The 20,256-nt window shown below is 37.1% G+C and carries 14 protein-coding genes and 1 tRNA gene; 9 read left to right on the plus strand and 6 right to left on the minus strand.

The genetic code is table 11. The features are described from left to right. The first annotated feature begins 152 nt into the window (after positions 1-152). The gene (locus ACFILO_RS05470; protein ID WP_375616573.1) at positions 153-545 is read left to right on the plus strand and encodes a helix-turn-helix domain-containing protein; all 393 of its coding nucleotides are present in this window, start codon (positions 153-155) and stop codon (positions 543-545) included. 89 nt (positions 546-634) lie between these two features. Here ACFILO_RS05470 and ACFILO_RS05475 read toward each other — a convergent pair. Beyond that, positions 635-709, minus strand: a tRNA-Glu gene (locus ACFILO_RS05475). 1,337 nt (positions 710-2,046) lie between these two features. On the opposite strand from ACFILO_RS05475, the gene ACFILO_RS05480 reads away from it, so the two are divergent. Next, positions 2,047-3,363, plus strand: a complete 1,317-nt coding sequence (locus tag ACFILO_RS05480) for a homoserine dehydrogenase (protein WP_375677945.1) — start codon at positions 2,047-2,049, stop codon at positions 3,361-3,363. A 141-nt stretch (positions 3,364-3,504) separates the two neighbouring features. Next, complete coding sequence (gene glpX / locus ACFILO_RS05485; RefSeq protein ID WP_375617770.1) at positions 3,505-4,491, plus strand: class II fructose-bisphosphatase; 987 nt, start codon at positions 3,505-3,507, stop codon at positions 4,489-4,491. Positions 4,492-4,596: 105 nt separating this feature from the next. Here the strand turns inward: glpX and ACFILO_RS05490 are convergent, their stop codons facing one another. Beyond that, the gene (locus ACFILO_RS05490; RefSeq protein WP_375613100.1) at positions 4,597-5,703 is read right to left on the minus strand and encodes a branched-chain amino acid aminotransferase; all 1,107 of its coding nucleotides are present in this window, start codon (positions 5,701-5,703) and stop codon (positions 4,597-4,599) included. A 310-nt stretch (positions 5,704-6,013) separates the two neighbouring features. On the opposite strand from ACFILO_RS05490, the gene ACFILO_RS05495 reads away from it, so the two are divergent. Continuing rightward, the gene (locus tag ACFILO_RS05495; RefSeq protein ID WP_375611528.1) at positions 6,014-6,289 is read left to right on the plus strand and encodes a hypothetical protein; all 276 of its coding nucleotides are present in this window, start codon (positions 6,014-6,016) and stop codon (positions 6,287-6,289) included. 177 nt (positions 6,290-6,466) lie between these two features. Here ACFILO_RS05495 and ACFILO_RS05500 read toward each other — a convergent pair whose 3' ends face one another. From ACFILO_RS05500 to ACFILO_RS05510, 3 genes are all read right to left on the minus strand, one after another. After that, positions 6,467-8,983, minus strand: a complete 2,517-nt coding sequence (locus ACFILO_RS05500; RefSeq protein WP_375677946.1) for an SPOR domain-containing protein — start codon at positions 8,981-8,983, stop codon at positions 6,467-6,469. A 151-nt stretch (positions 8,984-9,134) separates the two neighbouring features. Beyond that, positions 9,135-10,892: an arginine--tRNA ligase gene (gene argS / locus ACFILO_RS05505; RefSeq protein WP_375627798.1), complete on the minus strand. Its 1,758-nt coding sequence runs from the start codon at positions 10,890-10,892 to the stop codon at positions 9,135-9,137. Between the two features lie 30 nt (positions 10,893-10,922). Beyond that, on the minus strand, positions 10,923-12,125 hold the full coding sequence (locus ACFILO_RS05510) for a deoxyguanosinetriphosphate triphosphohydrolase (RefSeq protein ID WP_375627797.1): 1,203 nt from the start codon (positions 12,123-12,125) through the stop codon (positions 10,923-10,925). Positions 12,126-12,233: 108 nt separating this feature from the next. Here ACFILO_RS05510 and ACFILO_RS05515 point away from each other — a divergent pair, with 108 nt between their 5' ends. From ACFILO_RS05515 to glmS, 5 genes are all read left to right on the plus strand, one after another. Further along, complete coding sequence (locus ACFILO_RS05515; protein WP_273791197.1) at positions 12,234-12,557, plus strand: iron-sulfur cluster assembly accessory protein; 324 nt, start codon at positions 12,234-12,236, stop codon at positions 12,555-12,557. A gap of 39 nt (positions 12,558-12,596) precedes the next feature. Continuing rightward, positions 12,597-13,586, plus strand: coding sequence for a carboxypeptidase regulatory-like domain-containing protein (locus ACFILO_RS05520; RefSeq protein WP_375677967.1), 990 nt, complete (start codon positions 12,597-12,599; stop codon positions 13,584-13,586). A 45-nt stretch (positions 13,587-13,631) separates the two neighbouring features. Continuing rightward, the gene (locus tag ACFILO_RS05525; protein ID WP_375653514.1) at positions 13,632-14,420 is read left to right on the plus strand and encodes a cytochrome c biogenesis CcdA family protein; all 789 of its coding nucleotides are present in this window, start codon (positions 13,632-13,634) and stop codon (positions 14,418-14,420) included. A 14-nt stretch (positions 14,421-14,434) separates the two neighbouring features. Next, entirely contained in the window at positions 14,435-15,784 is a 1,350-nt protein-coding gene (glmU, locus tag ACFILO_RS05530; RefSeq protein ID WP_375677947.1) for a bifunctional UDP-N-acetylglucosamine diphosphorylase/glucosamine-1-phosphate N-acetyltransferase GlmU, read from the plus strand. Between the two features lie 173 nt (positions 15,785-15,957). Further along, entirely contained in the window at positions 15,958-17,781 is a 1,824-nt protein-coding gene (gene glmS, locus ACFILO_RS05535; protein WP_375677948.1) for a glutamine--fructose-6-phosphate transaminase (isomerizing), read from the plus strand. Between the two features lie 356 nt (positions 17,782-18,137). Here glmS and recG read toward each other — a convergent pair whose 3' ends face one another. Beyond that, the gene (gene recG / locus ACFILO_RS05540; protein WP_375677949.1) at positions 18,138-20,246 is read right to left on the minus strand and encodes an ATP-dependent DNA helicase RecG; all 2,109 of its coding nucleotides are present in this window, start codon (positions 20,244-20,246) and stop codon (positions 18,138-18,140) included. Between the last annotated feature and the right edge of the window lie 10 nt (positions 20,247-20,256).

Below are 20,256 nucleotides of genomic sequence, written 5' to 3' on the forward strand. Positions count from 1 at the left end.
TTTGACTTTTTAGAATTAGAGACCCTTTGGACCTCTGGTTTTGCTAAAAAACCACCCAGAAAAGAACTCTTGATTCGTAATAATTGAAGAAAATCATAAAAAGATTTGTTAGAATCAGAAGAAAATATTTCTTCTCTAATAGGACTTTTTATATGGTTACATCTTTTGGTAAAATTTTACGGAAACTTCGCATTGATCACTCAGAACGCCTTTTAGATATGGCTAAGAAATTAGACATATCTGTAGCATTTTTATCTTCTGTCGAGATTGGCAAAAAATCTGTTCCTGTAGGACTGGAGGAAAAGATAATTGAACTCTATGCTTTAGATCAAGAGGTAGCAGAAATTTTGAGAAGAGAATCGGATGCTTGTCGCAAAAGTTTTACAATCAAGACTTCTGATCCGTTGAGGCGTAAAACTGTTGGCATGTTTTTTAGAACTTTAAAAGATTTTTCACAAGAGGATTTAGAAGCATTCAAAACATTATTAGAGATGATTAGCGAAGCGCAAAGAAAAGAAAATGCTACTGTTGTAGACAAATGTTAGAAAATCCTATTCCCTAACTTTTATTTACGTATCCCGTACTTTTAAAAAGATATATAAAATCAATAGATTATGTACAGAAAAAAGAAACATGGTACGCCCAAGGGGAATCGAACCCCTGTTTCCGCCGTGAAAGGGCGATGTCCTAACCGCTAGACGATGGGCGCAAACCAATGATGAGGCTTATAGAGAGGATCTTTTTACTTCGCAAGCCCTCTGTGTCATTTTTTTTTGAAAAAAGTGTGTTTTATTGAATAATTTTTGAGCGCTTCCTGTTTAGATCATTTTATTTTCTAAGATTTTTTGTAGAAAAAATATAAAGTTATCATGATTGATAGAAAATTTTGATGTGGGTATCATCTCAGGGAATGATATTTTCAGTTTGAGGAGTAGGCAAAAATGATCAAAAACAGCATTTTTAATGTATTTATTTTTTGCATATTTTATCGCTTGTTATCTTTGCTCACCACATGAGAATATTATTTAACTTGCTTGAAAGAGCCTTTATACAGAAAGACTTCTCATTTGAGCTTATCATAAAGCAAAAACTGTATAATTTATGAAGTGGAAAGATAATATTTATTACCAAATTAACAAATAATACCAATTATACAAAAGTTTTTTTGAGGAGCAAGCCACAAATTCCTTTCAGTTTAACAAAATATAAAAAGATTCTTTATAATAAGAATATTAAGCAAATTTTACAGAATATATTAAAAATACTTTTCTTATCTTTACTTTTACAGGTTTGTAAGAAATTTAAAATTAAAACCCCTTCATTTGTTCCCTCACATATTGGGAAGGTTATTTATTTGGAAATGAATTAGTTTGGGTAAAGGGCAGATTGAGATTTTTGTCATTTCAATTCGCTAGTTTTTTAAAGAGGTGGCAATAAGTTGAGATAAAATATTCGAATTTTGCAAATTTATTTTCCATATTTATAATATTTTAGAATTATGGTGTGTGCATATTAAGTCTTGTGTTTTACTTTAATGTAAGGTTCTATTTTGATATATGAGTGCGTTAAGATTTTTGCATTAAAGATTTATAGTTTAAGCTATGGAATGGTAGGAAGGAATGTGTTATTATTGACTGAACTACTTTATTTTATCCATTCTCTTAATTTATCATATGAAAGAATGTTTTTTGTTCCATATTTGTCGATTTAGAAGAGATATTTTTATTCTTTCTTACTAAGTCTTCAATATTCTTTAACTTGTTATTGATTATTTTTTAGAACTTTTCTTTATGGCAACTTGCATTTATCAGTTTTACAGATTTTCATTCTGAATTAAATATTTTATAAGATTCTGAAATCTTTGAAGACAATAAATATTATATTTTTAGGAATGTTGATTGAATAAGCGGGGATAATTCTATTGGAGAAAATAAAGTGAATAGAGCGGGATATTTCTTTTGTTCTTATGGATATAGATATTCTTTGTGTTGATTGGCACATCATTTAAACGATTCTTCAATGAAGATAGGGATCAGTGGTTAGAATATGGCAGAAGCTTTAAAAGTTGGCGTTGCGGGACTTGGTACAGTTGGTACTTCAGTTGTTCGAACTCTATTTGAAAAAGCGAATAGTTTAGCTTGTCAATGTGGGCGATTCATCAAAGTTGTTGCTGTTAGTGCGCGTGATAAAGGTCGCAATCGTGGAATTGATCTTAGTGGTATAAAATGGTTTGATTCACCTGTGGAGTTGGCTGCTTCTGATGAGATTGATGTTTTTGTAGAGTTAATTGGTGGTGAATTGGATGTGGTGTATACCGCTGTTAAGAGAGCGCTTGAGGCGGGACATCATGTTGTAACAGCCAATAAAGCTCTTCTTGCTCAACATGGCGTAGAGCTGGCTATAATTGCAGAAAAAAAAGGTGTTTTTCTTCATTTTGAAGCAGCTGTTGCAGGGGGGATTCCTGTTATCAAAGCGATGAGAGAATCACTTGTTAGTAATCGCATATCGCGAATTTATGGTATTCTCAATGGAACCTGTAATTATATATTAACACGTATGTTTACGGAAGGTCTTTCATTTAAAGATTGTTTAGCAGATGCACAGAGACTTGGGTATGCTGAAGCAGATCCAAGTTTTGATATTGAGGGAAATGATACTGCTCATAAATTAGCTTTGTTGACAAGCTTGGCATTTGGAACTGCTGTTTCGTTAGATGATGTTTATGTTGAAGGAATTCATAATATTTCGCAAATTGATATTCGAGCAGCTGATGAATTGGGGTATCGGATTAAGCTTTTAGGGGTTGCATTAAAAACGGATTCTGGAATAGAGCAACGCGTTCATCCAACAATGGTACCAACATCCTCAATGATTGCACAGATAAATGGTGTAACCAATGCTCTTTCTATTCAAAGTGATTTATTAGGTGAATTACTGTTTTCTGGTCCTGGCGCCGGAGGAAAGGCAACAGCATCAGCCGTTATTGGTGATTTGGCTGATATAGCAAAAGCACGTTCTGGTTTTCAGTATGCACCTGTTTTAAGACGTCCAGCATTAGAACTTGCTCCTCATAAAAAAGCACGTATTTCGCATCATGCAGGTGGTTATTTTATTCGTTTAAATGTTCATGATCGTACTGGTGTTTTTGCCGAGGTCGCAAGGCATATGGCTGATAATCACATCTCATTGGAGTCGATTGTTCAAAGATCTTTTGTAGAAGATCAAATTGAAAAAACAATTATTTTAATTACGCACGAAACAACAGAGGTGAATGTACGACAGGCACTTGCAGAAATTGAAAAAGATGGACATCTTGTTGCAAAATCTCAATTTATTCGTATTGAACCTATGGCAAAGAATTGATAACTTTCTTGATAATAAAAAAGCACGATTGAGTTCTTTTATCTCTTGTGGAAAATTTTCATCTTTGCCAAAAAACTTTATTCTTAGTATTTAATAAGGACTCATATTTTTTCTGGTATTCATTCGGTAGGATTTTTTCATATGCCCACAACTCAGAAGATTTTAAATGGACTTGATCGTATTTTGACGCTTGAATTGGTACGTGTTACTGAACGTGCTGCTGTTGCTGCTGCACGCTGGCGCGGACGTGGCGATGAAAAGGCAGCGGATCAGGCTGCTGTAGATGCAATGCGGCAAGAACTTAATCGATTGCCTATTGATGGTACAGTGGTGATTGGTGAAGGTGAGCGGGATGAAGCGCCTATGCTTTATATTGGAGAAAAAGTAGGTCTTCAAAGTGGATTGGCGATCGATATTGCACTTGATCCACTAGAGGGTACAACACTTTGTGCTAAAAATATTGCCAATTCTTTGGCAGTAGTTGCAATTGCTGAAAAGGGTAATCTCCTTTATGCCCCTGATGTTTATATGAACAAAATTGCTATTGGTCCTGGTTATCCAAAGGGAGTAGTCGATATAGATGCTTGTCCTACCGATAATATACATGCTCTTGCGAAGGCTAAAGGAGTGACTGTTAATCAGATTGTTGTTTGTATTATGGATAGACCTCGTCATGAAAAATTGGTTAATGAAGTACGAGCGACAGGGGCGTCGATTCGCTTGATTGGGGATGGAGATGTGGCTGCTGTTATTGATACAACTGATCCAGAAGAAACAGGTATTGATATCTATATGGGGATTGGTGGAGCACCTGAAGGTGTCTTAGCTTCTGCTGCTTTGCGCTGCATTGGAGGACAGATGCAAGGTCGTTTGCTGCTTGATACAGAAGAGAAAATTGCTCGTGCAGCTAAAATGGGGATTAGTGATCCCAATAAGGTTTATACAATGGAAGAAATGGCAAAGGGTGATGTTTTGTTTTCAGCAACAGGGGTGACAGATGGCAATATGCTTTCTGGTGTTAAATTTACATCTCGTTACATTCAAACGGAAACTCTCGTAATGCGCTCCCATACGGGTACAGTCCGTAATATTAAAGCAAAGCATAGAAATCATTCGAAATTTGATTAATGCTTTCTTTTTTGTCACTAAAAATAGAGGGAGTTTTTCTAGGAAAAACGCTTCCATGAATCTACTTTCATGGAAGCGTTTATAGATATGAGAATACCTTAAATATTATGAGATCTGGACAGAATGTACCCAGCCATTTTTATCTTCTATGTTCCCTTTTTGAATGCCAACCAATTGTGTACGAAGCTGCTTTGTAACTTCTCCAACTGTTTCATTTCCAATAATAAATTCTCCCCCTTTATATCTAAAACGACCAATTGATGTGACAACGGCAGCTGTACCACAAGCAAAGGCTTCTTTAAGGTGTCCACTCTTTGCATCTTCTTGAAGCGCTGTAAAAGAATAAGGACGCTCTTCTATTTTTAATCCCATTTGTTGAGCTAACCTTAAGATTGAATCACGGGTTATCCCTGGAAGGATAGTTCCATTAAGTGGGGGGGTTACAAGTGTATTATTGTCCATAATAAAGCAGACATTCATACCACCAAGTTCTTCAATCCATTTATGTTCAATCATATCAAGGAAGAGTACTTGGCTACAATTATTTTCAGTTGCAGTTTTTTGTGCCAGTAAGCTTGCTGCATAGTTTCCACCACATTTGGCAGCCCCTGTTCCTCTTGGACCGGCACGACTATAATCTGTTTCAATCCAGACGCTGACAGATTTTTCTTCTCCTTTGAAATAGGATTCAACTGGAGAGGCTATGACACAAAAAAGATATTCTTGAGAAGGGCGGACTCCCAAAAAGTTTTCATTGCCAAACATAAATGGACGGATATAGAGGCTAGCGTTGGGCTGATCAGAAACCCATTTTTGATCAATCTTTACTAATTGATGAACGGCATCCAGAAAAATATCTTTTGGCAATTCTGGCATAGCTAAACGTTGTGCTGATTCTATAAAGCGTTGTGCATTGGCATCAGGACGGAAGAGCAAGATGCGTCCATCTTTTGCACGATATGCTTTTAAACCCTCAAAAATTTCCTGTCCGTAATGTAAAACGGTACTTGCAGGGTTAATTTCTAAAGCTTTGTATTGAGAAATGACGGCATTGTGCCAGCCTTTGTCTTCAGTCCATTGAATAGTACACATGTGGTCTGTAAAAAATTGACCAAAACCGGGACTTTTTAAAATTTCTTCATATTTTTCTTCTGACAGAGGAGATGGGTGTTTTTCTATTTTAAAGGGAAGCGATGATATGGGAGATTTCATAAAAAACCTTTTGAGTATGTTTCATTTTTATTAATAAAAATAATGAAATATTTTGATTATAACTCTATTATTAACAAAACCTTTGTGTCAATGTTTTATTATAGAATACAAAGGGGTTTATTATAGAATTCAAAGGCTAGAGTAGGGTAGATATTTTAATTCTATCCTCGCTTCTTTTTCTCAACTTTATGAAGTAAACTGGAACTTTTGTTTATAATTATCGTTTTCTCACAATAAGTATCTGAATAATTGCATATATGCATATTTTCTAGAAATTTAAAGGTAAGGGAATTGAGAAAAGGAATCCACTATGATTGATAAAAATTATCACACATATGAAGAACGTATGGCCGCAGAAAGAAGAGGTCGTGAACAACCTGTTTCAATCGCTAAGGGTATTTTTGCTATTCTTCTTGCGATGGTTATTATCTGGTTTATTTTTGGTTTTTTAGGATCTTTTTTTGCAAAATCTCCTGAACATAGTTCGCGTTATAATACCCCAGAAACAAGCCAAAGTGTAACAACGCCCAAAAAAGATTTAAATTCGCTTCCTCCTGTACCTTATACCTATAAGGGTACGGAGTAATTTTTTCGTAAATATAATCTTTTAGATAGGGCGAAAATCGACGTAGATTAAGGAATAAAGTCAGCACAAAGACATAAAAAAGAGAGGAATGATTTTAATTTCTGAAGTTTTTGATAAGTAATTAAATGGTATGGAAATAAATAATGCAACGGTTGTTAAAACCGTTGCATTATTGGTTTAGCGTGTGATGAAGCAGCTTCCACCAGAACTTTTAATGGATTCACAAAGGATTATGGCTTCATTACGGTCTTGCGCTTGAATCCGAACACGGTAATAAGTACCTTTTCCTGGTATAAAAGCGGATTGAATATTTAAAGAACGGGCACCGATAAGGAATCCAAATTTAGATTTCATATTTTTTAAAGAATTTCTAGCGAGCTCATACGTTGGTTGAGATGCAAGTTGTACGTAATAACTTTCTGAATTTTGTGCTGCGACTCTGTTTGGTGATATGGGGCGAGACGCGGCTGGTGTTTCAACTTGTGTATTTCTTTCTGCATGAGAAGGGATAGGGATAAATTTTTCTTCAATATTTGAGCTAGAATTATTTTCTGCGATTATTTTATCAATATTATTTTTGAGATCATGATCTCTTTCTTGGTCGTTTATATCAGAATCATGCGACGAAACAAGGGACGAATCTTGAAGTTCATTAGAAGTTTGATCAATGCTTTCTTCAGATTGAGCAGCAGTTTTGCTGTTTGTTTGATGCGCGGGGGCTAGTGTAACTGTACCATCTTGATTGACAATAACAGTTTGTACTTCTCGCATTGGAATAGTATGATTTATGGCTTCTGTGACTGCATCTTCAACATCAGATTCATTTAAAGACGATGAGGAAACGCTTGAAGATTCTTCAGGGTTTAATTCTTTTAAATTTTCAGGTTGTTCAGAGTTATCAATAAGAAATTGTTGTGTATTTTCTTGTTTCTCATTTTGTTCAGTTGTTTGTTTATAAATATCTAAATTATGTGCAACATCATTTTTCGTTTCAGTTGTTTCTGGTTTGAATTTAAAAGGCGTATTATCAGCGTGGATAATGACCGTTTCTTCATTTTTTTGTGATGGCATAAAAAAATGAGAATAACCAGCAAACCCAAGTCCTATTAAAATAAGTATAAAAAAACCTTTAATGAAAGTTTTACCAAAAATAAAACTTTTTAAGGGAGGAGGAGCTGATGGAGGTGTGGGAACCTCATCTGAGTTTGTGTATGATGAATTCTCGCTAAAAGAGGGAAAATTATATTCCATATTGGCAGAAGAAAAATAGTCGGAATTTTGTTCTTTAGAGTTTATATAAACACCTTCTTTTGAATTTTGCATAGACTGATGAAAAACTTCACTAAAAACCTCGTTTTTCTGTTTTTTTTGAGAAAAATTATCCGTTGGGACATTCCCTACATTGAGTACATCAGCAAATTCTTCTTCTAAACCACCATTAGTTGGCACATCATATTCTGGCGCTTCATACGGGACTTCTGGAACCATAATAGGACCAGTTTTTTCTACGATTTCCTCTGAAAATTTATAAGTATCAACATTGGGAGGGGGAGTATCTCTGTGCGTATAGTTATGGGCAAAAAAGCCATCCGTTTGTTTTGTATTTAAAGAGGGGGATGAGGAAAGAAACTCATCTAAATTATTTTCATTATATGAAATTTCTCTATTTGGGTTAGAGGCACCTTCGGCGTTATTGATGTATTGGGCTCGAGCCTCATCATATATCGGAACTTTTTCGCCATAAGTTTCTTGTTGTGAGGGGTTTTCTGCAAAAAAATGGGGATAATTGGTTGTATGATCTTCTTGTGAAGCCCCCTTTAAATAAGATTGTCTATCAACTGGTGGAGAATCTAAAGGTGAGGAGAAGGTACTTGTTGTTTGATTTCTTGCAGTGTTTTGTCTTTCTGACACAAGATTAGAAGATGAGAAAAACTCATTTTCCTCTGTAGAAGAGGAGACATCAGGATAATCTTTTTTAATCCAATTTTCTTGATCAGCTGAAATTTTATAGGGATGGTTTATAGGAGTGTCATAGAGGTTTTGATTGTCCTCATAAGTTTTTTGTATATTCGTAGTCTCAGGTTGTTGTGAATTTATTTGTGAAAAACGATTGGTTTGTTCAACATCTTCTGGCGTCTCTCTCTTATTTTCGTGCCTTTCAGATTTATCAAAAAAGAAATTTTCTGATTCTGATTGTGACATAAGATTACTTTTTTCAAGAAAAGGATCAGCATTGGTTGCTGTTTTTTTCTGTTGATGTGATTGATTCTTTGGGATTGGTAATGGAGAAAGCTCATCTAAAATTTGTTCTTCATCATGACTGCTAGGTGAAGAATATTTCTCTTCAGATAAATTATTTTGTTTTGAATGGTTGAAAGAAGAAGATTGTGCAATATCTGAGGCTGTTGCGTTGCTGGTTGCATGCAAGTCCCATTGTTTTTTTTGATCATCAAACGGTAAGTCATGTGCTAAATTTTTTTCAAGTTCCTCTTCTAGAAAGGAGAAATCAAAATCATCATCATGGGATGATGTTTCGGGGTGAGATGTTGATCGTTCTGTTTTTAAAGAAGATTGCTCATTTTGGTTTCCGCTTTGTTTGTGCGGATTAAAAATGCGCGTAAGCCTTTCTAAAGGATCATGGTGTTCATGATCGTGTTTTGTTTCGTGTAGATTTTTGCGATCGTTATCGCTCATAGCTTTTCTCACATGATGGTTTGCACTTACGTGCAATCAATGGTTGATTTTGATTTGTTATATTAAAATTATAAATTTTCCCCCTCTCATGCAAGGATACATGAAAAAGTTTATCAATAGAGTACCTATTGTATGTATTTATAGAACTTTTTCAACGCATTTCTATGGGTGCTTCGACTCCTATGATGGTAAGCCCTGATGATAAAATATTGATAACAGCTTGTATCAATCCTAATCTTGCAAAGGATAACTCTTTATCATCAGGTTGAATAAAGCGTAAATTGAGATTTTCACTCCCTTTATTCCAATGGGTGTGAAAGCTGGAGGCAAGGTCATAAAGGTAAAACGCTAATCGATGCGGTTCTTTATGAATTACGGCCTGTTCAATGATACGTGGATATTCAGAAAGTTTGCGTATTAACAATATTTCATGGTCATCTGTTAATCGATGAAGATGGGCAATCAATGTATTATTTGAAAAGCTTTTAATATGAAGCGCTTCTTGTGCTTGACGAAAGACTGAGTGACAACGTGCACTTGCATATTGTACGTAAAAGATGGGGTTATCTTTTGATTGTTCTGTTACTTTTGCAAAATCAAAATCAAGAGGTGCTTCACACTTACGGTATAGCATCATAAAACGCACAGGATCACGCCCAACCTCTTCGACAACATCCCGTAGAGTGACAAAAGATCCTGCTCTTTTTGACATGCGTACAGGATGACCGTTGCGAAAAAGTTTTACCAATTGACACAAGAAGACACTTAATTTAGCTTTATCCCCAGAAATTGCTTTTGCCATTGCCTCTAGTCGTTTTACATAGCCCGCATGGTCTGCGCCTAGAATATAAATCATTTCATCAAAATGACGATTAAATTTATCCCGAAAATAAGCAACATCAGCAGCAAAATAAGTGTAAGAACCGTCAGATTTGACTAAAACACGGTCTTGGTCATCACCGACATTTGTTGAACGGAACAAAGTTTGTTCGCTTGGTTCCCAGTCTTCTGTATTTTGTCCTTTGGGAGGGGGGAGTTTTCCTTTGTAGATATAACCATTTAAAGTGAGGTCGTTGATGGTGTTACGAATGGCGCGTGCATTATCTGCATAAAGCATTCGCTCAGAGAAAAAGATATCATGATAAATATTAAGAGCAGCCAAATCTTCGCGAATCATGGACATCATTGCATGAATTGCACGTTCTTTCACAAGAGATAAGGCTTCATCTTTATCCATCGTGAGGAGTTGGTCACCAAACTCTTGAGCAAGCGATTGACCCAATGGTATCAAGTATTCTCCAGGATAGAGTCCTTCTGGAATTTCATTAATTTCTTGCCCAAGAGCTTCACGATAGCGCAATAGTACCGAATGGGCGAGGACTTCGATTTGTTGACCCGCATCATTGATATAATACTCTTTTGTAATGTTATAGCCCGTAAATTGTAGCAAATTGGAGAGAACATCCCCAACAACTGCTCCGCGGCAGTGTCCTACATGCATTGGTCCAGTGGGATTTGCTGAGACATATTCAACATTGACGCATTTTCCTTGTCCCATTGGAATACGACCATAAGAAGTGCCTAATTCAAGCATAGATTTTATAGCATCTTGCCAAAATAATTTTGTAAGCTTTATGTTTATAAAACCAGGACCGGCAACATCTATATTTTCGATAGAGGAATCATTTTTAAGAAGTTCTATGATTTTATCTGCAAGTGCACGTGGATTGATTCCAATAGATTTTGCAAGCACCATAGCAGCATTGGTTGATAAATGACCGTGGGAGGAATCACGCGGAGGATCAACAGTGATTTTTGATAAATCTAGATCTTCTCCATTTTTTCCTTTTATATCAGATAATTCAATTGATCTCTTAATTTTTTTTTCGAAGTTTTTAAAGATATTCATATTTAGCTTCCATGATGATGCCAAAAGCCATTAAACGAAATTATCTGTATGGTCAAATAAACGCTGATATTCACGTAGAGCGTAGTGATCCGTCATGCCTGAAAGAAAGTCAGCAATCAAACGTGCTAACTCTTGATTTTTTAAGTGCACTGTTTTGCTCTGCCAACTTTCAGGCATTGTATTTGGATTTTCATAATAACAATTGAATAATTTTTGTACAATGCATTTTGCTGCATTGCGACGACTAAGAACTTGTTCATGGTAGTAAAGATTTTTAAATAAAAAGTTTTTTAGTTCTTTTTCATAAACGGTCATTGTCGGTGAAAAGGTGACAATGGTTTGTTTTGCTTGGTGAATATCGTTTATGCTTGTTGGTTTGATGCGTGCTAAATTTTCTTGTGATTGTTTGATAACATCTTCAACCATGGTTGTTATTTGTCTTCGTACAAGTGTGTAACCGCGACGCGCTTGGTCGAGGTGGGGATGCTCATCTGTTATATCTTTTAATATTGCTGCTGTTAGTGGAACATGTTCAAATTGATCGAGTGTTAAAAATTGCGAACGTAGACCATCATCAATATCATGCGCATTGTATGCGATATCATCTGCAATAGCAGCACATTGCGCTTCTAGCCCTGCAAAACAATCGAGTGCAAGGTCTTGCTTTGCATTGTATTGTAAAATATCGATAGGAACCTCCTTATTCTTTGCGTGAGGACCTAAAAGGGGACCATTATGCTTTACAAGTCCTTCGAGGGTTTCCCATGTAAGGTTAAGTCCATCAAAATTTGCATAGCGCTGTTCTAGTTTTGTTACAATACGTAATGCTTGTGCATTATGATCAAAGCCGCCATAATGTACCATGGCTTCATTAAGAGCATCTTCTCCAGCATGGCCAAAGGGTGTGTGTCCAAAGTCGTGAACAAGGGCAATGGCTTCGGCAAGGTCTTCATCAAGACACAGGGCACGGGCTAATGTTCTTGCAATTTGAGAAACCTCTATGGAATGGGTTAGGCGAGTACGGTAATGATCGCTTTCATCAGCAATAAACACTTGCGTTTTATGTTTAAGACGTCGAAATGCATTAGAATGGATAATACGATCTCTATCTCGTTGAAAAGGTGAGCGTGTGGTGCTCATCGTTTCATGGTATAATCGACCACGGCTTGTTTGTGGATGAGCACTGTATACTGCTCGAGATTGGTAATTGAAGTTGATATTGCCTATATCCATTGCAAGCTGTCTATTATCATCTTAAAATTGAGAGTGGTTTATGAGAAATAAACTGCTCTTTGAGTGTAGGATACTCTTTCTTGATGGTTTAATGCAAGGATATATAAAATGAATGTGAAAATTTCAGATGTTGCTGCCAAAAAAATTGCACAGATACTTTTGCGTGAACCCGATAAAATAGCATTACGTATTTCTGTTGAAGGTGGTGGGTGTTCTGGTTTTTCTTATAAATATGACTTGGTTTCTGAAATGTGTGAAGATGACCTCGTTCTCAAAAAAGACGGGGCAGTTGTGTTTATTGATTTACTATCACTTCCTTTTATGGAAGGAGCTGAGATTGATTTTGTTGATGATCTTATGGGGCAGTCTTTTCAAATCCACAATCCCAATGCTGTTTCATCATGTGGTTGTGGTGTAAGTTTCTCAATTTAAAATGATGGCTGTGTGATATTGTTTCTTGAAAAAAAGATCATGTTGGTCAACAATGCAAAAATGGGTATTCTTATAAAAATAGTGCACCGATGTGTATGGTTGTGCGTGGCGCTTTCTTTATTGACTTGGAGCCACTGTGCTTTTTCTGAAGCAGGAGAAGGGCAAGATCAGCAGCAGAGACAATCAAGGAGTTTTATTGTAAAGACTCAAGAGCAGGAGAACGAAAACTTAGCATCTCAAACACAACTCATTTTGAATGCTCGATTAACAAATAGTCATCCGGATATTGAAAAAGGGCTTGTCTGGCGGGTTTATGCTCCTATTCTAGGGATTGATAATAAGTTACCATTAGTGGCAACCTATAAGGGGGGAAGTGCACGTTTTGATCTCGAACCAGGAAATTATCTTGTTCATGTCTCATTTGGTCATATGAGTGCTGTGCGCCATATTCGTTTAGAAAATGGGCAGAGTCTTGTAAAAAACTTTAATCTTGAGGCTGGTGGTGTCATTTTAAATGCAACACTGCTCAATGGCGTAATGAATGAAAAGGAACTCCGTTTTACCATTTATGAGGATGAAAAAGAAAATGATGATACGGGAGTAATTATATCAAATGTTAAACCCCAATCAGTTGTGCGTTTAAAAGCTGGCCGCTACCATGTTGCTTCCCATTATGGTTCTATTAATGCGACGGCTCGTTCGGATATTCAAGTGGATGCGGGTAAAATAACAGAAGTTACTCTTGAACATCAGTCCGCTCAGATTGTCTTAAAGCTGGTGCGACAAGAAAGAGGAGAAGCGCTTGCAGATACAAGTTGGTCTCTTGCCAATGATTCTGGTGATATCGTTTATGAAACAGTAGGTGCGTATGTTTCACTCGTGTTAGCGGAGGGAGAGTATATTGCAATTGCTAAAAATAAAGATAAAATCTATCAAAAAGTTTTTTCAGTCGTTTCTGGTCATGATGAAGATATAAGTGTGATAGCGAATGAAGAAAATATGCAGCGAGTTGATGAAGATGTGGATTGATTGTTGTTCATGGGGGGGTAAACTATGATGAAAGACGGGGTATGAATTTTGATTGAAATTTCAACAGTTGGTGTGTTTTTTGCTGGGGCACTCTCTTTTTTGTCACCATGCGTTTTGCCGTTAGTTCCTCCTTATTTGTGCTATATGGCAGGGGTTGGTATTGATGATTTTCGTTCAGAAAAGCCTGATGAGAAAGTCTTTATCCGGTGGGCTTTATTATCTTCTGTTATTGCTTTTGTTCTTGGGTTTACGACTGTTTTTGTTGCTTTAGGTGCCAGTGCTAGTACAATTGGGAAATTCATCGGTTATTATCGTGATTGGTTTGCCCTTGCTGCTGGAATTGTCATTATTATTTTTGGTTTAAATTTTTTGGGGATTTTCAAGATCGCTTTTTTATTTCGTGAGGCGCGTTTTCAGACCCAAAAAACACCTGCTGGTCCTTTAGGCGCGTATATTATCGGTTTAGCTTTTGCCTTTGGTTGGACACCGTGTATTGGCCCTATTTTAGGTCCTATTATAACGCTTGCTGGAACAAAAGAAACTGTGGGAGAGGGAGCTGTTCTCTTAGCGGTTTATGCATTAGGTCTTGCTATTCCTTTTATGTTAGCAGCTTTATTTTCGAGCAGTTTTATGCGATTTTTAGGAGCTTTTCGTATTCATTTAGGAAAAGTTGAAAAAATCATTGGTGTTTTTCTTATTCTTACAGGGATTTTGTTTTTAACAGGTTCTATGCAGGATCTTTCATTTTGGCTTTTAGAACATTATCCTTCGTTGAGTTATATTGAAGATATTCGTTGGCACAATATTATGAATTTTTTTGGATTTTCTCGTTAGTCTTATGTGTTTTTATGGTTAGAAGTTGTCTTTCTATTGTTCTTGCCGCAGGTGAGGGGACGCGCATGAAATCGTCTCTGCCTAAGGTACTTCATAAAATTGCTGGATTGCCTCTTATATGCCATGTTCTAAAACAAATAGAATTGGCAGGCTCTTCACAATTAGTGGTTGTTGTGGGATATGGTGCTAAGGAGGTTACGCACGTTGTTCAGTCATTTGTAAAAGATGTAATGATTTTTGAACAAAAAGAGCGTTTAGGAACTGCCCATGCTGTTTTGTCTGCTCGTTTAGCTTTGCAAAAGGAGGTGGATGATGTGCTCATTGTTTTTGGGGATACTCCTCTCATTCAGCAAGATTCATTGCACCAAATGCGTGCACAGCTTGCTGATGGAGCAGATGTTGTTTTTGCAGGTTTTCATACCAAACATCCAACAGGTTATGGGCGTCTTCTCGAGAAAAATGGTCAATTGATTGCAATTGTAGAAGAAAAAGACGCTAGCGATGAAGAAAAAAAGATTTCTTTTTGTAACGGTGGAATACTCGCTATGCGTGGAAAACATGCACTTTCTCTTTTAGAGAAAGTTGGTAATAATAATGTGAAAAAAGAATATTACTTAACAGATATTGCTTCTCTTGCAACATGCGAAGGATTAGATGTGCGTGTTGTTGAAGTTCCTTTTGAAGATATTGTAGGAATTAACAACGGTTTTGAGCTTTCTGAGGCTGATTCTTTGTGGCAAAAACGTAAAGCGCGCGATTTAATGTTATCGGGTGTTACACTCTTAAAGCCAGAAACACTCTATTTTTCTTATGATACAGAAATTGCACCAGGGGTGGTGATAGAACCAAATGTTTATTTTGGGTTAAACGTAAAAGTACAATCTGGTGCGGTTATTCATGCATTTAGTTATCTCGAAGGTGCTGTGGTTGGTAGAGATGCACAGATTGGTCCCTATGCACGTTTGCGTCCTGGAACAGAGTTGGCAAAGTCCGTAAAGATTGGAAATTTTTGTGAAGTCAAACAAGCTAAGGTAGGAGAATCTTCTAAAATCAATCATTTAAGTTATATTGGTGATGCCGAAATTGGTGCACATACCAATATTGGAGCCGGTACGATTACTTGCAATTATGATGGATTTAACAAATATAAAACCATGATTGGTGATCATGCTTTTGTTGGGTCTAATACGGCACTTGTTTCCCCATTGGTAATAGGGGATGGCTCTTATGTTGCTTCAGGAAGTGTTATTACTGAAAATATTCCTATGAATAGTATGGCTTTTGGGCGTGCACGACAGGTTATAAAAGAGGGCTATGCGACAAAATTTCGAGAGCGTTTGTTAGAAAACAAACAGAAAAAATGATTATTTTCAGCTTATTCTTTTGTTTCGTGTTAATCTAACGATGGATGGAAGATTTATTCTTAAAGATTGCCGTATTCCATGTTTGAATTATTTTTATTATTTATAGTTTTAAATAAAGGCTGTTGGATTGTTTTGTAAAATTTGAATCTTAAGATGTGGGTTGGAGCTTTTTAATGTGTGGAATTATTGGAGTTCTTGGAAAGAGGTGTGTTACGTCCTCTTTGGTTGAGGGGTTAAAACGTCTTGAGTATAGAGGGTATGATTCATCTGGGGTGGCAACGGTCCATAATGGGCATCTTTATCGTGTACGTGCTGAGGGGAAGCTTGTTCATTTAGAAGAAAAATTAAAAAAAACACCTCTGGAGGGAAGTTTAGGGATTGGTCATACCCGTTGGGCTACGCATGGAATTGCTGTTGAACGCAATGCGCATCCCCATGTGACTGAAAAGCTTGCGATTGTTCATAATGGTATTATTGAAAATTTTGTAGAACTGCAAAAGGAACTCATAGAGGATGGTTGTATCTTTGAAACAGAGACGGATACGGAAGTTATTGCACATTTAATAACGCGTGCATTAAAAGATGGTCTTTCTCCGCAAGAAGCCATACGTACCAGTTGGAAAAGGCTGCAGGGGGCTTTTGCTATTGCTCTTATTTTCGAAGGTGAAGATAACCTTATGATTGCGGCTTGTTCTGGTCCACCTCTGGCAATTGGTTATGGAAAAGATGAATTTTTTGTGGGGTCAGATGCCATAGCTTTGGCACCATTCGTTGATTATATTAGCTATATGGAAGATGGGGATTGGGCTGTTCTCACACGGGAAGGTGTTACAATTTATGATGCTAATAATCAACCGGTAAAACGTCCTGTGACGACATTACTTGAAGGGGCTTTATTGATTTCTAAGGGTAATCATCGTCATTTTATGCACAAGGAAATGTTTGAACAACCTGAAGTGATTTCTCATAATTTGGCGCATTATCTTGATCTTGGAAATTATGTCGTTCGACCCCTTGAGAATTTGATTGATTGGAAAAATATTCATCGTCTCCTTTTTGCGAGTTGTGGAACGGCTTATTATTCAACCTTAGTTGCGCGCTATTGGTTTGAGAAATTTGCCGCTTTAAGTGTTGATAATGATGTTGCTTCGGAGTTTCGTTATCGTGAACCTCCTATAACGTCTGATGTGTTATCGCTGTTTGTTTCTCAATCTGGTGAGACAGCTGATACATTGGCTTCTTTGCGTTATTGTCGTGAGCGGGGTGTAAAAACAGCAACAATTGTGAATGTAGAGCAATCAACAATGGCAAGGGAGGCTGATTTTATTCTCCCAACACTTGCCGGACCGGAAATAGGTGTTGCTTCAACAAAAGCTTTTACCTGTCAATTGGCAACGCTTGCTTCACTCGCTCTTAGTGCGGCTAAACAACGTGGCTATCTTTCGGCTCAAATAGAAAAGCAACTGGTTCAACAGTTGGCAGAAGTTCCACGTATTTTAAATGAGGTCTTAAAACTAGAGAGAAAAATTGAATGTATTTGTCGTGATTTGGTAAATGCAAAAAGTGTTCTTTATCTAGGACGTGGAACTTCTTATCCGATTGCTTTGGAGGGAGCCCTTAAACTGAAAGAGCTTTCTTATATTCATGCTGAAGGTTATGCGGCAGGTGAATTAAAGCATGGACCAATTGCTCTGGTGGATGAGACAATACCCGTTATTGTTGTTGCACCGTATGATCGGTGGTTTGAAAAAACTTTTTCTAATATGCAAGAAGTGGTAGCGCGTAATGGTCGTATTATTTTAATAACCGATAAAAAAGGAGCAGAAGTAGCTTGTCTTAAGACTTTATCAACGATCACTTTGCCAGATGTTCCAGAATTTATTTCTCCTATTATTTATGCACTCCCTGTTCAGTTAATCGCTTATCATACGGCTGTTTTATTAGGAACAGATGTTGATCAACCCCGTAATTTAGCAAAATCAGTCACGGTTGAATAAAAGTATATTTCTGAATCTTTTGGAGAATAATCAAGTGTAAGAAATTGATTTATAATGAAACTTATTTTTTCATTTTTCTCTGTTGAACGAGAATACTGAAGAAAGGTTTTTTATTCCTAAATCCTTTACGATAAAACGAAAAATATTTTCTTACCTATCAAAAAATAGATCAGTTATGTGAATATAATGGTAAAAAAAGACGCAATATTGCTTCTACTGTTTTAATGCAGTTGATTTGTTATTCGTTCATGAAGCATAAAGATGGTAAGAGACTGCGTAGATCATTTATGGGTAATTCTAAGAGAAAATCATATTTGAACAGAGAGGTATTTAAGTTTTTTATTAGAGGGTTTTTGTTATCCTGCTCGTAAGAGGCGTGCAGCATCGTTGTGTCCGAAAAGATAAAGGAGCAACCGTAAAGCTTGTCCTTGCTCAGAAGAAAGATGAGGATCGCGTTGTAAAAATAAACGAGCATCTTTTCTTGCCATTGACAAAAGATCGCTATGAACTGCAAGGTTTGCTATATGAAATTCAGGGACTCCAGATTGTTTTGTACCTAAAAGCTCTCCTTCGCCTCGTAGGCGCCAATCTTCTTCAGCAATTTCAAAACCATCTTCTGTATTGCGGATAATATTAAGGCGTGTTGCTGCTGTTTTAGTCAGTGGATCTTTATAGAGCAAAATGCAGGAAGACTTTTTATCGCCTCGTCCTACACGTCCACGTAATTGGTGCAATTGTGAAAGGCCAAAATGTTCCGCGTGTTCGATGATAATGATCGAAGCATCTGGAATATCTACTCCCACTTCAATGACGGTGGTTGCAACTAAAATACGTGTATTTCCACATTTAAAAGATGCCATAGCGGCTTCTTTTTCTGCTGTAGACATTTTTCCATGGATCATACCAACGTGTGCTCCAAAGCGCTCATGGAGAAATGCAAAGCGGTTTTCAATTGAAGTGAGATCAAGAGCTGTCGATTCCTCTACTAAAGGACAAATCCAATAGAGCTTTTCTCCTTTTTCTAATGCAATTGCGATTCTCTCTATAAGTTCATGAAGACGTTTCAAAGAAAGCGTTGCTGTTGTAATGGGTTGTCGTCCCATTGGTTTTTCGGTAATTTTAGAGACATCCATATCACCAAAAGCTGTTAAGACAAGTGTGCGCGGAATGGGCGTGGCGGTCATAACCAGCAGATCAGCTTTATTGCCTTTTTCTGTAAGAGCGATACGTTGATGGACACCAAAACGGTGTTGTTCATCGATAATGGTTAAAGCGAGATTATTATAAGTAACACTGTTTTGTATGAGAGCATGGGTTCCGATGACAATAGAAACTTGACCTGACAGAATATCATTCACGATATTTGTCCGCAATTTCCCTTTTTCTCGTCCTGTTAAAAGCGTTGTTTGTAATCCGACCTTTTCGGCAAGAGGAGCGATGGTGGCAAAATGTTGCCTAGCAAGCACTTCAGTTGGTGCCATTAAAGCTGATTGTCCTGAATTTTCAGCAATTTGTGCCATTGCCATCAATGCAACAACAGTTTTTCCTGCGCCTACATCACCTTGAAGTAGTCTTAGCATCGGTTCTGGTGAAGCAAGATCATTTGCGATATCTTCTACTGCTTTTTTTTGTCCGGTTGTGAGTTGAAAGGGGAGGATATTAAGCAATTTTTTAGTATAAATTCCTGTTGATGGTCGAGAAGTGCCAACAAGAGATTTAGTTTTCAAACGCACGAGTCCTAGTGCCAATTGACAAGCGAGCAATTCATCATAGGCAAGACGTTTGCGTGCTGTACTTTCTAAGGATAGATCATTGGGGTTAATGGGTGCATGGATACGGCGTAAAGCAACAGAAAAAGAAGGAAAATTTTGCTGCTTTTTTACATTTTCATCTATCCATTCTGGTAGAAGAGGAATAAAATCAAGAGCGTTTTGTATGGCGCGTCTTAGTGTCTTTACAGTTAGTCCGGCAGTAGAGGGATAGACAGGTTCGATCAGAGGTATCTGATTTGATTGTTCACTTGGGGCAATATAGTCTGGATGCGCCATTGAAAGCTGTCCATTAAACCATTCAACTTTTCCTGATATAATGACTTTTTTTCCTTCGGGGAGTTGTTTTTTTAGCCAAAGAGGTTGAGCATAAAAAAAGACTAAATTTATTTTTCCTGTGTGATCATGGGCAATAACACGATAGGGAATTCGGTTGTGACCACGGGGTGGTGGTTGATGCTGATCGATGATAATTTCGAGCGTAACAGTATCTCCTTCTTTTGCACAAGTAATGTTGGGACGCATTCTGCGGTCTATAACGGAATGGGGCATTAATTGAAGAAGGTCAATAAGGGTTGCTTCGCGTTGTGTGGGATTAACATCTAAGAGTTTGGTCAATAAACCATAGACTTTAGGTGTAATACCAGAAAGAGTTCGGATAGAATTAAAAAGTGGGGTAAGAAGACTTGGAGGCATGAGCAAATTT

The sequence above is a fragment of the Bartonella sp. AP72JLCBS genome, assembly GCF_042195705.1.
GTDB lineage: Bacteria > Pseudomonadota > Alphaproteobacteria > Rhizobiales > Rhizobiaceae > Bartonella.

Excerpts from the sequence above, each read along its gene's own strand:
- glmU (WP_375677947.1), top strand. The coding sequence starts at position 14,435 with ATGGTTAGAAGTTGTCTTTCTATTGTTCTTGCCGCAGGTGAGGGGACG.
- recG (WP_375677949.1), bottom strand. The coding sequence starts at position 20,246 with ATGCCTCCAAGTCTTCTTACCCCACTTTTTAATTCTATCCGAACTCTT.
- ACFILO_RS05495 (WP_375611528.1), top strand. The coding sequence starts at position 6,014 with ATGATTGATAAAAATTATCACACATATGAAGAACGTATGGCCGCAGAA.
- ACFILO_RS05520 (WP_375677967.1), top strand. The coding sequence starts at position 12,597 with ATGTTGGTCAACAATGCAAAAATGGGTATTCTTATAAAAATAGTGCAC.
- ACFILO_RS05510 (WP_375627797.1), bottom strand. The coding sequence starts at position 12,125 with ATGGATATAGGCAATATCAACTTCAATTACCAATCTCGAGCAGTATAC.
- argS (WP_375627798.1), bottom strand. The coding sequence starts at position 10,892 with ATGAATATCTTTAAAAACTTCGAAAAAAAAATTAAGAGATCAATTGAA.
- ACFILO_RS05480 (WP_375677945.1), top strand. The coding sequence starts at position 2,047 with ATGGCAGAAGCTTTAAAAGTTGGCGTTGCGGGACTTGGTACAGTTGGT.
- glmS (WP_375677948.1), top strand. The coding sequence starts at position 15,958 with ATGTGTGGAATTATTGGAGTTCTTGGAAAGAGGTGTGTTACGTCCTCT.
- ACFILO_RS05490 (WP_375613100.1), bottom strand. The coding sequence starts at position 5,703 with ATGAAATCTCCCATATCATCGCTTCCCTTTAAAATAGAAAAACACCCA.
- ACFILO_RS05470 (WP_375616573.1), top strand. The coding sequence starts at position 153 with ATGGTTACATCTTTTGGTAAAATTTTACGGAAACTTCGCATTGATCAC.
- glpX (WP_375617770.1), top strand. The coding sequence starts at position 3,505 with ATGCCCACAACTCAGAAGATTTTAAATGGACTTGATCGTATTTTGACG.
- ACFILO_RS05500 (WP_375677946.1), bottom strand. The coding sequence starts at position 8,983 with ATGAGCGATAACGATCGCAAAAATCTACACGAAACAAAACACGATCAT.
- ACFILO_RS05515 (WP_273791197.1), top strand. The coding sequence starts at position 12,234 with ATGAATGTGAAAATTTCAGATGTTGCTGCCAAAAAAATTGCACAGATA.